The 12,847-nt window shown below is 62.8% G+C and carries 14 protein-coding genes; 10 read left to right on the top strand and 4 right to left on the bottom strand.

Annotation, left to right across the window (positions count from 1 at the left end; all coding sequences use genetic code 11):
* Nucleotides 1-174 precede the first annotated feature (174 nt).
* Nucleotides 175-600 (bottom strand): OsmC family protein, encoded by a 426-nt coding sequence (locus FJ434_RS24265; RefSeq protein WP_140751751.1) that lies wholly within the window; start codon nt 598-600, stop codon nt 175-177.
* Between the two features lie 215 nt (nt 601-815).
* Between FJ434_RS24265 and FJ434_RS24260 the strand changes: the two genes are divergently transcribed.
* The 3 genes from FJ434_RS24260 (at nt 816) to FJ434_RS24250 (ending at nt 2,061) form a co-directional block, all read left to right on the top strand.
* The gene (locus FJ434_RS24260) at nt 816-1,025 is read left to right on the top strand and encodes a hypothetical protein (protein ID WP_140751753.1); all 210 of its coding nucleotides are present in this window, start codon (nt 816-818) and stop codon (nt 1,023-1,025) included.
* Between the two features lie 10 nt (nt 1,026-1,035).
* On the top strand, nt 1,036-1,392 hold the full coding sequence (locus tag FJ434_RS24255; RefSeq protein WP_140751755.1) for a YciI family protein: 357 nt from the start codon (nt 1,036-1,038) through the stop codon (nt 1,390-1,392).
* Between the two features lie 141 nt (nt 1,393-1,533).
* Complete coding sequence (locus FJ434_RS24250; protein WP_027145522.1) at nt 1,534-2,061, top strand: hypothetical protein; 528 nt, start codon at nt 1,534-1,536, stop codon at nt 2,059-2,061.
* A gap of 14 nt (nt 2,062-2,075) precedes the next feature.
* Here the strand turns inward: FJ434_RS24250 and FJ434_RS24245 are convergent, their stop codons facing one another.
* Nucleotides 2,076-3,335, bottom strand: coding sequence for a ubiquinone biosynthesis hydroxylase (locus tag FJ434_RS24245; RefSeq protein WP_140751757.1), 1,260 nt, complete (start codon nt 3,333-3,335; stop codon nt 2,076-2,078).
* A gap of 100 nt (nt 3,336-3,435) precedes the next feature.
* Between FJ434_RS24245 and tesB the strand changes: the two genes are divergently transcribed.
* From tesB to FJ434_RS24210, 7 genes are all read left to right on the top strand, one after another.
* A complete protein-coding gene (gene tesB, locus FJ434_RS24240) occupies nt 3,436-4,296 on the top strand; it encodes an acyl-CoA thioesterase II (RefSeq protein WP_140751759.1) in 861 nt (286 codons plus the stop codon).
* Between the two features lie 299 nt (nt 4,297-4,595).
* Nucleotides 4,596-4,934 (top strand): P-II family nitrogen regulator, encoded by a 339-nt coding sequence (locus tag FJ434_RS24235; protein ID WP_015315049.1) that lies wholly within the window; start codon nt 4,596-4,598, stop codon nt 4,932-4,934.
* A gap of 31 nt (nt 4,935-4,965) precedes the next feature.
* Nucleotides 4,966-6,321, top strand: coding sequence for an ammonium transporter (locus FJ434_RS24230; protein ID WP_140751761.1), 1,356 nt, complete (start codon nt 4,966-4,968; stop codon nt 6,319-6,321).
* Between the two features lie 328 nt (nt 6,322-6,649).
* A complete protein-coding gene (locus FJ434_RS24225; RefSeq protein ID WP_140751763.1) occupies nt 6,650-6,925 on the top strand; it encodes a hypothetical protein in 276 nt (91 codons plus the stop codon).
* Between the two features lie 209 nt (nt 6,926-7,134).
* Nucleotides 7,135-9,792 (top strand): DNA translocase FtsK, encoded by a 2,658-nt coding sequence (locus tag FJ434_RS24220; RefSeq protein WP_140718556.1) that lies wholly within the window; start codon nt 7,135-7,137, stop codon nt 9,790-9,792.
* Between the two features lie 134 nt (nt 9,793-9,926).
* Nucleotides 9,927-10,607 (top strand): outer membrane lipoprotein carrier protein LolA, encoded by a 681-nt coding sequence (locus FJ434_RS24215; RefSeq protein ID WP_140510271.1) that lies wholly within the window; start codon nt 9,927-9,929, stop codon nt 10,605-10,607.
* 73 nt (nt 10,608-10,680) lie between these two features.
* Nucleotides 10,681-11,487: an exodeoxyribonuclease III gene (locus tag FJ434_RS24210; RefSeq protein WP_140751765.1), complete on the top strand. Its 807-nt coding sequence runs from the start codon at nt 10,681-10,683 to the stop codon at nt 11,485-11,487.
* Nucleotides 11,488-11,559: 72 nt separating this feature from the next.
* On the opposite strand, the gene FJ434_RS24205 is transcribed toward FJ434_RS24210, so the two are convergent.
* On the bottom strand, nt 11,560-12,015 hold the full coding sequence (locus FJ434_RS24205; protein ID WP_027145513.1) for a cyclic nucleotide-binding domain-containing protein: 456 nt from the start codon (nt 12,013-12,015) through the stop codon (nt 11,560-11,562).
* A gap of 122 nt (nt 12,016-12,137) precedes the next feature.
* Entirely contained in the window at nt 12,138-12,821 is a 684-nt protein-coding gene (locus FJ434_RS24200) for a response regulator transcription factor (protein WP_027145512.1), read from the bottom strand.
* Between the last annotated feature and the right edge of the window lie 26 nt (nt 12,822-12,847).

Genomic DNA, 12,847 nt, shown 5'->3' with positions numbered 1-12,847 from the left:
AAAAGCCTCCAAAGCAACGAAAATGGCCGCCCTCAATCCTCACAACAAGCCTCCCGCAATATTGCGCAACGGGCCCCCACGAGGGGGAGATTGGATGCCGCGACCGCTTTCGCCAATCTCCGATGCAGAAACGCCGGCCCTGGGGCCGGCGTTTCTCATTTCAGACCAGGCTCATCAGCCAAGCCTGGCGTCGAGCGAAACCTTGATCGCGCCGAGCGCCTGGGAGACCGGGCATTCGGCCTTGGCCTTCTCGGCCAATTCCTTGAATTTCGCGGCATCGATGCCGGGCACCTTGCCGACCAGCGTGATCGCGCTGCCGGTGATGCCTGTGCCTGGAACCAGCGTCACCACAGCCTTGGCGTCGAGTTCTTCCGCCGGCGTGCCGTTCTCGGCCAGGAAATGGGAGAGCTGCATGGCGTAGCAGCCGGAGTGCGCGGCGGCGATCAGTTCTTCCGGATTGGTGCCGGATTTGCCGCTTTCGTCCTCGAAGCGCGCCTTGAACGAATAGGGCGTGCCTTTCAGGGTTCCGCTCTGGGTGTCGAGCGTGCCCTTGCCCTCTTTCAGATTGCCTTTCCAGACGGCGTTTGCGGTGCGGTCCATGGAGTCCTCCTGGGTTGATTTGGGTAAGCCTGTCGATCAGCGTCCGGTCAACTATAGCGCGGGCAGACGCGAAGGCCACTGCGCTCTTTCGACGAGGTGCCGGCTGAGGCGTTCGCTTTTCATTTCTGAAAAAATGTGCGTGCAAAAATGTCGAATTCCATCTGCCTCGGCCGTCCTGCGAGCGGCCACGGATTTCGTGGCGGATGGAGGTTCACATGAACAATCTATTTTCTGCTCACTGGACAGGCACCGGCCGCAAGGCAGGTGGACAAGAAATCGACTTGTTGCGGCAGCCGGCGTCCGGCTTTGGCCGGCTGCTTGTGGCGGTCGCCATCATCGGGGTCGGGGTGTGCTTCCTCGATCATGCGGCGGACAAAGGCCCGGCTGACAACTTGATCGCCTCATCCTATGGTTCGTTACGATAAGGAGATGGACATGCAGTATGTTTGCCTGGTCTACGGCGAAGAGAACGATCTCCATGCCATGACGACAGAGCGGTTGGCCAAGCTCGACGCCGATTCGATGGCCCATGACCGGTCATTGGACCAACGCGGTATGCTGATTATCGCGCAGGCGCTGCAATCGGTGAAAACCTCGAAAACCGTCCGCAGACGCAAGGGCAAGAGACTTGTCACCGACGGCCCGTTCGCGGAAACCAAAGAGCAGTTGCTCGGGTTCGTCATGATCGAAGCGAAGGATCTCGACGAGGCGCTGGACATCGCCGGCGAGATTCCGCTGGGCGAAATCGGTTCCATCGAGGTGCGCGCGATCTACAACGTGCCGGGGTCATAATCCCCGTCATGCGTTGCGGTCACTTGGAAACCGAGGACGTTCGGTCGAGCGAACGTCCCCGTTTTGCCGGGCTCAACTCTTGCGTGTTGAAGCGAGCCACGAGTTCTCCTATCGTCATTCAAGACCTTGGGGGATTTGGACATGCCTTTCCTGATTGCTGTCCTTGGCGTGCTCGGAGCGGCGGCGTTGTGGTGGTACCGGATGAAGGCCATGAACGACGCCGCGCGCGAGGTCGCCGACGTCGTCGGGCGCGTGCAAGGCAACATCAGGCGCAAGAAGCTTCGCAAGCAGGCCGCACTCTCGCCGCTGACGGCGATCGACGATCCGGTAGTGGCCGCCGCGACGCTAATTGCATCTATCGTCTCCGAGAATGGCCCTATCCTGCCGCAGCGCGAGGCTGTCATCCGGTCGGTGATTTCCGAGATCGCCAACAAGAAGAAGACGGATGAGGCGGTGATCTATGCCAAGTGGGCGGCGTCGCAGATCGACGATGCCACTGTCGTCATCGACAAGCTGGCGCCGTTCCTGCGCGAGCGTCTCGACGTCGCGGAACGAAACGATCTGCTGCAGATGGTGAACCGCGTCGCCCAGGGCGGCGAGCAGCGCCTGCAGATATCCGACCAGAGGATATTGCGCTTGCGCCAGAAGCTCGGCTTCGAGGTCAACTAGCCCGCGACAGGCGATCAGATCGCCTCGCCTTTCAATAGCCGCGGCGTGCCGGCCGAAAGCCCCGACGCCTGGCGGATGAAGAACTCCTTCAGCCGTGGCATGCGTTCGACGAGGCCGAGGCCGATGTCGCGAACGGTGCGCAGCGGGGTGATGTCGTTGGAAAACAGCCGGTTCAGCACATCGGTCGTGATGCCCATCTGCACCGTGTCGAAGCGGCGCCATTGCTGGTAGCGTTCCAGCACGTCGAGCGCGCCGATGTCCTGGCCGAGCCGGTCGGCTTCGACGATCACCTCGGCAAATGCGGCCACATCCTTGAAGCCCAGATTGAGGCCCTGTCCGGCGATCGGATGGATGCCATGGGCGGCATCGCCGGCAAGCGCGATGCGCGGCGCGACGAAGGCGCGCGCGATGGTCAGGCCGAGCGGCCAGGCGCGCGGCTTGTCGGCGACGCGGATTTCCCCAAGCTTGAGGCCGAAGCGCTGTTCGAGTTCATGTTCGAAGACGAGATCATCGCCTTCCACGAGCGTTTTCGCATCTTCCGACCGTTCGACCCAGACGATCGACGAACGGTTGGTGCCGTCCTCGTCGGGTTTCAGCGGCAGCGTGGCGAAGGGGCCGGCGGGAAGGAAATGTTCTTCGGCGCGGCCATTGTGCGGGCGTTCATGCGCCACGGTGCAGACGATGCCGGACTGGCCGTATTCCCACTTGACCGTCTTGATGCCAGCCATGTCGCGCAGTTTCGAATTGACACCGTCGGCGGCAACCAGCAGCCGCGCCGTCAACGTGGCGCCGTCGGCCAGATGCACCGTGATGCCGGCGCCATTGGTTTCAAAACCTTGCACCGCCACGCCTTCGATGATGTCGACACCGAGCCTTTCGGCCTTGGCCCGCAAGGCGCCGTTCAACGCCCTGTTGGCGACCATGTGGGCGAAGGGTTCGCCCGGCGCCACCTCGCCGCCGAAGGTCAGGAAGACCGGGCGCACCGGATCGGCGCTGCGTGAATCGGTGATGATCATCTCGGTGATCGCCTGAGCCCGCGGCGCGATCTCGGCCCAGACGCCGAGCTGGTCGAGCATGCGGCAGGCGGCCGCGGCGATGGCCGAGGCGCGGCCATCCCTTTGCCAGGAACCGGCGGGCGCCGCATCGACCAGCGCCACGGCAAGGCCCGGTCGGGCCTGCTTCAGCGAGACGGCGGCGGCCAGGCCGACATAGCCGGCGCCGGCGACGAGGACATCGAGCCCGGATCTGGTCTTGGCGTCCGCCTTGCGTTCCATTGTCCTGGCTCCTTGCGCGCCGACCGGGGCCCTGCGCCCTTGACGGCTCGTTCTTCCTGTCGGAAACCGCCATAGCAATTTTGCGGCGAGGTCACAAAACATGACGGCGGCGATCGACGAGCTCCTGCGCATTCTCGACCTCGAGATGCTGGAACACAATCTGTATCGTGGTCGCAGCCCCCAGGTGGAATGGCAGCGCGTGTTCGGCGGCCAGACGATCGCGCAGGCGCTGGTGGCGGCGCAGCGAACGGTCGAGCCGGACCGTTTCGTACATTCGCTGCATGGCTATTTCATGCGGCCGGGCGACATCAAGGTGCCGATCATCTACGAGGTCGACCGCATCCGCGACGGCGGTTCCTTCACCACGCGGCGCGTGCTGGCGATCCAGCACGGACAGGCGATCTTTTCGCTGGAGGCTTCGTTCCAGGTCGACGAGAAGGGGCTCGAGCACCAGTTCGCGCTGCCCGACGACGTGCCGCCGCCGGAAGGTCTGAGGACGCAGCGCGAGCTACTCGAAACCGCCGACCGGGTGCCGGAGGCGGTGCGCCGCTTCTGGGCGCGCGAGCGGCCGCTGGAATTGCGGCCCGTCAATCTCCAGCACTATGAAAGCCGCGACAAGCTGCCGCCCCGGCAGAATGTCTGGATCCGCCTTGCCGGCCCGGTTCCCGACGATCGCGCGCTGCAGTCGGTGCTGCTCGCCTATCTCTCCGACATGACGCTGCTCGACACCTCGACCTTCGCGCATGGGCGCGGCCTGTTCGATCCCGACATCCAGGCCGCCAGCCTCGACCATTCGATGTGGTTCCACCGGCCGCATTCGCTCGACGGCTGGCTGCTCTACGCGCAGGACAGTCCCTCGAGCTCGGGATCGCGCGGTTTCAGCCGCGGCACGCTCTATGCCCGTGACGGCACGCTGATCGCCTCGATGGCCCAGGAGGGGTTGATCCGGCTCAAGCGTTGAGCATCGCGAGTCTTGTTTGAGCAAGATTCTTTCCGAAAGCCGGTTCCATATTTTGTAGTCACGCCCAAAGCCGGCAAAATAGGCAATTTCGCAAAAATGCCTATTTTTTAATCGGATGGTGCGCCGCACACGCAGGCACCTGCCGGCCCCGGCCGCTCCAATCCATTTGTTTACAACGGCTTAACACCCTGCTTCGGCAGTTGGCACGGAGCTTGAATCCTTGGGAGCACTCTCCGGCTCTTTGGGATCGGTGAAGATGTGCAAACGCGGGGATCCGCAACAGCAAAGGGTGAAACCTTATGAAAATCGTGATGGCAATCATCAAGCCGTTCAAGCTGGACGAGGTACGCGAAGCGCTTACCGCCGTCGGCATCCAGGGCCTGACCGTCACCGAAGTCAAAGGCTACGGGCGTCAGAAGGGACATACTGAAATCTATCGCGGGGCGGAATACGCGGTCTCCTTCCTGCCGAAGATCAAGATCGAAGTCGCGGTCGCGGCAGACATGGTCGACAAGGCCGTCGAAGCCATCACCGCCGCGGCCAAGACCGGCCAGATCGGCGACGGCAAGATCTTCGTCTTCGGCATCGACCAGGCGGTGCGCATCCGTACCGGCGAAACAGACAGCGACGCGCTCTGAGCGGCGAACACGTATTCCAATGGAGAGTTCAATGAATATTCCTTCCACCTTGAAGACGACGGGAAGGGCGGCCCTGCTGGGCTCGCTCGCTCTTGCAGCGTTGGGCAGCGTCGCCGCCTTCGCGCAGGAAGCCGCACCCGCTGCCGCGGCTGCCGCGCCGGCCGCCACTCCGGCCCCGGTGCTCGATACCGGCAACACCGCCTGGATGCTGACCTCGACGGCGCTAGTGCTGATGATGACCATCCCGGGCCTGGCGCTGTTTTACGGCGGCATGGTGCGCAAGAAGAACGTGCTCGCCACCATCATGCAGAGCTTCGCCATCACCTGCCTGGTGACGGTGCTTTGGTTCATGTTCGGCTATTCGCTGGCCTTTTCCGACGGCGGCGGCATGAATGCCTATCTCGGCGGCACTTCGAAATTCTTCCACCACGGCATCACCACGGCCAGCCTGTGGCTGCCGGGTGTGGCCAATATCCCTGAATTCGTCTTCTCGATGTTCCAGATGACGTTCGCCATCATCACGCCGGCGCTGATTGCCGGCGCCTTCGCCGAGCGCTTCAAGTTCTCGGCACTGCTGATCTTTATGGCGCTGTGGCTGCTGATCGTCTACGTGCCGATCGCGCATTGGGTCTGGGGTGGCGGCTTCCTCGGTACGGCTGGCGTTCTCGACTTCGCCGGCGGCACGGTAGTCCACATCAATGCCGGTGTCGCGGGCCTCGTCTGCGCGCTGGTGCTCGGCAAGCGCGAAGGCTATGGCACCACCAACATGGCGCCGCATAACCTGGTCTATTCGGTCATCGGCGCATCGCTGCTGTGGGTCGGCTGGTTCGGCTTCAACGCCGGTTCGGAACTGGCGGCCGACGGCCTTGCCGGTGCCGCCATGCTCAACACCCAGGTTGCCACCGCCGCTGCGGCATTGGCCTGGATGTTCGCCGAATGGATCATCGCCAAGAAGCCTTCCGTGCTCGGCATCATCTCGGGCGCCGTCGCCGGCCTCGTCGCGGTGACGCCGGCTTCCGGTTTCGTCAACCAGACCGGCGCCTTCATCGTCGGTATCGTGGCTGGCGTCGTCTGCTACCTCTCGGCGGTCAAGGTGAAGCACATGTTCGGCTATGACGACTCGCTCGATGCCTTCGGCGTGCATGGCGTCGGCGGCGTGGTCGGCGCCCTGCTGACCGGCGTGCTTGCCGACCCGGCGATAAACAGCCTCTCGTCGGGCGCTTCGCTTGGCAAGCAGATCTACGGTGTCGCCGTCACCATTATCTGGACGGCGGTCGCCACCTTCGTCATCCTCTACGTCGTCAAGGCGCTGGTCGGCCTGCGTCCGTCGACCCAGGAAGAGGTCGAAGGCCTCGACATCTCCCAGCATGGCGAAGTGGTGCCGTAAGGCATCCTTGCCAAGGGGCCGGCGGAAACCTCCTCCCGCCGGTCCCTTATCTCCATGCAATTCCGGACGGAAAACCGCGAAAGCACTTTTCCTGGAATTGTTTGAAAAGCATCCCGTCGTGACGCTCCCACAAGGACCTCACGCCTTGAGGCCCGGATCGCTCCGGGCCTCTTTTTTTGGTAATTCCTTCTGGTGAAGATCAACTTCGCGCAATCCACGTTCGCGTGAAGCAGATTTTCGAGGAAACATCGACCAGCCAGTCTCCGAACTGTGGAGGCGACCGTCGTTCTGACGCTCGCGTTTTGAAACACAGGGAAGGAATTTTCTCATGAACCTCAAGAATATCTGCCTCGGGGCACTCGCGCTTTCCATGGTCAGCGGCTTTGCATTTGCCGGCGCAGTGGACGAGCCGGACAACATGGCGCCGTTCTTCACCGATTCCAGCATGAAAACCATGAAGCCGATGGCGGAATTCAAGACAGCTTTCATGGCCATGCCGAAGGAGAAGCAGGAGGCCATGATGAAGGAATGCCAGGATGCGGCGATGAGCAAGCCGCACGCCGAGTTCTGCGCCAATGTGAAGATGCTCGGCGGCGCCAATTAGTAACACGCGACCCGACCCGACGAATGGATGGCGGGCCAGGGCGCCCGCCATTTTCATGTGGTGCGGACACTGGAGGTATTGATGTCAAAAGGACGGTCGCCGCAGCCTTATAGTTAATGCGCCCTTAACCTTCCCACGCCTAGTCTGGCATCCGAATCTGCCGGAGTGCGTCATGCGCTCGGGCCAGGCAATCACTGACGGGGAAGAGCATGCGTTCAGGGGCTTCAGCACCGCTCGCGCTGACCGATACGGGGCACGGCATCCAGGCATTCGCGCGGCGCCAGGTCGGCCGTCTGGTCGGTGCCGGCCTGTTCGCGTTCACCGTCTTCGCCGTAGCAAGCCTCGCGACCTGGAACGTCGCCGACCCGAGCTTCTCGCACGCCACCGCCAACATCGTCACCAACGCCATGGGTTATGCCGGCGCCGTCTTCTCCGACCTCGCCATGCAGTTCTTCGGCCTTGCCGCGGTCGCCGCGCTGGTTCCTGCCGTCATCTGGGGCTATCTCCTGTTTTCCGCGCGCGGCGTCGACAGGCTGCCCAAGCGCGGGCTGTTCTGGTTCGGTTTCGCGCTGCTCGCCGCCGCGATCGCGGGCTGCATCGTTCCGCCCAAGACCTGGCCGCTGCCCACCGGCCTCGGCGGCGTCTTCGGTGACATGGTGCTCAAGATTCCCGGCGTCCTCATCGGCGGATATCCGACCGGGCTGATCGCCAGCGTGCTCGCCATATTGCTGGCGGCACCCGCGCTCTGGCTGTTCGCCTATGGCGCGGCGCTGATCGGGCGCAAGAACGGCTTCGCCGTGATGGAAGAACCGGCCGCCGCGGATCCGCGCGAGGACGAGCTTCTGTTCGACAATGACGAGGACGAGGGCGACGAGGGCATACTGGCGCTCGGCGCGATCACCCATTGGTGGCTTTCGTTCCGCGCTTGGATGCATCGTCGCGCTGTGCGCCGCAGGCAGGAGCGGGACGAGTTCGAACCGGAGATGGAGCCGCCCGCCAGCGCCTGGCGCCGTGCCGCCGAACGAGTCGAGTCGGCCGAATTCGCCGAATCCCGCATGAGCCAGGACGGCCGCGCCCGGGTCGAGCCGGAATTCTTCGCCGCCATGGTCAACGACCGCGGTGTTTCCGTCGATCCGGCCGACGACGATGTCTTCGGCCGCGGCGACGAGGACATGGATTTTGACGACGAGCCGGTCGCCCAGCGACGTGCCCCGACGGCCAAGGTCCAGCAGTTCCGTTCCGATGCCGCCACCCGGGTCGAGGCGCCCGCAGCGCGACCCGTGCCGGGCGCCCGCGTCCAGCGCGAGGCGCAGACCTCGCTGATCGGCTCGGACATGTTCGAAATGCCGTCGCTGCATTTCCTGTCCGAACCGAAGAATGTCGCGCGCGACCCAAGTCTTTCCAAGGACGCGCTGGAACAGAACGCGCGCCTGCTCGAAGGCGTGCTGGAGGATTTCGGCGTCAAGGGCGAAATCATTGCCGTTCGCCCGGGTCCGGTGGTCACCCTCTACGAGCTCGAACCGGCGCCGGGCATCAAGTCGTCGCGGGTGATCGGCCTCTCCGACGACATCGCACGCTCAATGAGCGCGATTGCCTGCCGCGTCGCCGTCGTACCGGGCCGCAATGCCATCGGCATCGAACTGCCAAACGCCAAGCGCGAGACCGTTTATCTCAGGGAGATCATGGCCAGCCGCGACTTCGAGACCACCAAGGCCAAGCTGGCGCTGGCGCTGGGCAAGACCATCAATGGCGAGGCGGTCATCGTCGACATCGCCAAGATGCCGCACGTGCTGGTCGCCGGCACCACCGGTTCGGGCAAGTCGGTCGCCATCAACACCATGATCCTCTCGCTGCTCTACCGGCTCACCCCGCAGGAATGCCGGCTGATCATGATCGACCCGAAGATGCTCGAACTCTCCGTCTATGACGGCATTCCGCATCTTTTGACGCCGGTCGTGACCGACCCGAAGAAGGCGGTGGTGGCGCTGAAATGGACCGTGCGCGAGATGGAGGACCGCTACCGAAAGATGTCCAAGGTCGGCGTGCGCAACATCGATGGTTTCAACGCGCGCGTGCAGCAGGCCGAGAAGAAGGGCGAAAAGATCTCGCGCACCGTGCAGACCGGATTCGACCGCCAGACCGGCGAGGCGATCTACGAGACCGAGAATCTCGATCTCGAGCCAATGCCTTACATCGTCGTCATCATCGATGAAATGGCCGACCTGATGATGGTCGCCGGCAAGGACATCGAAGGCGCCGTCCAGCGCCTGGCGCAGATGGCGCGCGCCGCGGGCATCCATGTGATCATGGCGACGCAACGTCCCTCGGTCGACGTCATCACCGGCACCATCAAGGCCAATTTCCCGACCCGCATCTCCTTCCAGGTGACGTCGAAGATCGACAGCCGCACAATTTTGGGAGAGCAGGGCGCCGAGCAGCTGCTCGGCATGGGCGACATGCTCTACATGGCCGGCGGCGGCCGCATCCAGCGCGTGCACGGGCCGTTCGTCTCCGATGACGAGGTCGAGAAGATCGTCGGGCACCTGAAGCTGCAGGGCGTGCCGGAATATCTCGACGCCATCACCGAAGATGACGGCGAGGACGACGACGAGCCGTCCGGCAAGGGCGGTTCCGGCGGCGGAGGCGGTGGCAATTTCGAGGATTCCGATGATCCCTACGATCAGGCGGTGTCGGTGGTGCTGCGCGACGGCAAGGCCTCGACCAGCTACATCCAGCGGCGTCTGGGCATCGGCTACAATCGTGCCGCCTCGATCATCGAGAAGATGGAAAAGGAAGGCATTGTCGGTCCGGCCAACCATGCCGGAAAACGCGAAATCCTGGTGCCGACCGAGGACGACAAATTCTGACAGTGGAGAGTTCGCGGCAACTTCGAACCTTCTGGCGCGTTCAACCGGCTGAGCAGCGATCGCCTCGCCAAACTTCAGCCCAACTGGGGGTTCACGACAGCGATCAAATCAGGAATCAGACGAGAGTGACCGATATGAAAAACGATCTTTCAGCGCTGAGCGATTTTGCCCCGACACGCCGCCAGCTGCTTGGCCTCGGCCTGGTGTTCGCGGGTGCCGCCGCGCTCAACGTGGTGCCCGGATTCGAGCTGCTCGCCTCGGCGCAGGCGGCCGTGCCTGCGGCGGCGCAAAAGATCGCCGACCATTTCTCGGCGGTCAAATCGATGAGCGGCGAATTCGTCCAGTTCGGCCCCAAGGGCGAGCAGACCGGCGGCAAATTCTTCCTGGAACGGCCGGGCAAGATCCGCTTCAACTATGACGGGGCTTCGAATTTCCGGGTGATTTCCGACGGCAGATCGGTTGCCATCCTCAACAAGAGACTGAACACGTCGGATCTTTATCCGCTATCGAAGACGCCGCTGAAGCTGCTGCTCGACGACCGCATCGACCTCTCGGGCAACCGCGTCAAGAGCGTCAAGGAAGAAGACGACCTCACCACCATCCAGCTCTCCGACAAGTCGGTTTTCGGCAATGCGCGAATCACCATGATGTTCGACCCGAAAACCTATGATCTGCGGCAGTGGACGATTACCGACGCGCAGGGCAAAGATACGACGGTGATGATCTTCAACACCAAGGAAGGCGTCAGTTTCGCGCCCGACACCTTCGCCATCGACTATACGGCCAATCGCGAGCTGAACACCAAGACACGGTAGTCTTCGTCGCCTCGCTTGTTTTTCCGGCGTGTGGCTGGCAGTAGTTCGGCGATCTATCGCCGGATCTTGCCGCATGCCCTTTTCGATCGCCACCTGGAACATCAACTCCGTGCGCCTGCGCATGCCGATCATCGAACGCCTGCTCGATGAGTACGCGCCCGATGTGCTCTGCCTGCAGGAAACCAAGGTCCCGGACGAGCTCTTTCCCGAAAAAGCTTTTCGTAAGATCGGCTATCCCTACATCGCCTTCCATGGCCAGAAGGGCTATCACGGCGTGGCGACGGTGGCGCGGCGGCCGATCGAGGTGGTCGAAAGGCGCCGTTTCTGCGACATCGAGGACAGCCGGCATCTGTCGGTGACCGTGCGGGCCGGCGGCAAGACGATCCTGGTGCACAATTTCTACGTTCCGGCGGGTGGCGACGAACCGGATCCCGAGATCAACAGGAAGTTCAGGCACAAGCTGGATTTCGTCGCCGAGATGAACGCCATCCGGGCCGAGCACGGCGAGGTGTCGGCCTCGGTGCTGGTCGGAGACCTCAACATCGCGCCGCTGGAGCATGATGTCTGGTCGCACAAGCAATTGCTCAACGTGGTCAGCCACACGCCGGTCGAGACCGAGAACTTCGAGGCGATGCGGCTGGCCGGCGGCTGGGTCGACCTGATGCGGCTCAACGTGCCATCGGAACAGAAGCTTTATACCTGGTGGAGCTATCGCGCGCAGGATTGGGAGGCGTCCAATCGTGGCCGACGGCTCGACCATGTCTGGTCGTCGCCGAACCTGGTGCCTGATTTTGCCGGCTACGAGATCCTGCGCCAGGCACGCGGCTGGGACCGGCCGTCGGACCATGTGCCGGTCATCGCCCGGTTTGACTTGGATTAACGGGGTCGTCGATAAAAAGGCGTTCGTCGCGATCCTTCCCGCCAAGCATCGAGTTCTCTCGCGGCAACGCCCTCAACCCGAAAAGCGCGGTGCCAGTTCCTCGATGCGGCGGATCATTTCGTGGAATTCCTCGGAGATGCGCTGGTGGAGTTTCACCGCCAGTTCCGGATACTCCTCCAGGATGCGCCGGAACATCTTGCGGCTCAGCCTTATCACCTCCGAATCGATTTCGGCCGAGGCGCTGGTCAGCCGGTTGGTGTCGGCGATTAGCGCCAGTTCGCTGAGCATCGTGCCGGGACCGACTTTGCCGATCGGGATGCGCTCGCCATTCTGCTCGCGATAGAGCACGATACGCCCGCTGACCACGACATAGGCCGAGTCGGCCACGTCGTCCTCGCGATAAAGCTTGTGGTCCGCCTGCACGAGAGTGGTCTCGGCTCCGAAGGCGAGCAGGCGCAGCTGTTCCTGCGTGAAGCCTTCGAAAAGCCTCACGGCGGACAGGATGCGGATGTCGTCATCCAGCGCCATCTAGCTTTGTCCCCGAACGGTCAGTCCAATCCCTCCTCTGCGGTACGGTCCCTGAATCCCCCTCCAACAGGATCGTACCCGAAAGCGGCCCCGCCCAGACCGCTCATTGGATAGTGCAATGTTTAAGGAACCAGCTTGTAGCCGCCGCTTTCTGTCACAAGAATTTCAGCATTGGAAGGATCGCGCTCGATCTTCTGGCGCAGACGGTAGACATGGGTTTCCAGCGTGTGTGTGGTGACGCCGGAATTGTATCCCCACACTTCCTCCAGCAGCACGTCACGCGTCACCACCTTCTGGTCGGCGCGATAGAGATATTTGATGATCGAGGCCTCCTTTTCCGTCAGCCGCACCTTGCCGCCGCGCGGGTCGATGAGCAGTTTCTGGCTGGGCTTGAAGGTATAGGGGCCGACCGAGAAGGTCGCGTCCTCGCTCTGCTCATGCTGGCGCAGCTGCGCCCGGATACGGGCAAGCAGCACCGCGAAGCGGAATGGCTTGGTGACATAGTCGTTGGCGCCGGCCTCGAGACCCAGAATCGTGTCCGAATCGGTGTCGTGGCCGGTCAGCATGATGATGGGCGCCTTGTAGCCGCCCTTGCGCAGGATCTTCACCGCCTCGCGGCCGTCCATGTCGGGCAAGCCGACATCCATGATGAGCAGATCGATGAGCCCGCCACGCGCAGCGGTGACGCCTTTTGCCGCAGTGGATTCCTGCAGCACGTCGAATTCCTCGTAGAGGGACAATTGCTCGACCAGTGTGCCGCGCAGGTCGTCATCGTCATCGACGATCAGGATGGTACGTGAGGTCATGGATCAATCCGTTGTTTTGAAAAGTG

This window comes from Mesorhizobium sp. B2-5-13, from assembly GCF_006440535.1.
GTDB classification, from domain to species: Bacteria; Pseudomonadota; Alphaproteobacteria; order Rhizobiales; family Rhizobiaceae; genus Mesorhizobium; species Mesorhizobium salmacidum.
Note: the sequence above shows the minus strand (reverse complement) of the source record. Positions and strands in the feature narration are given on the sequence as shown.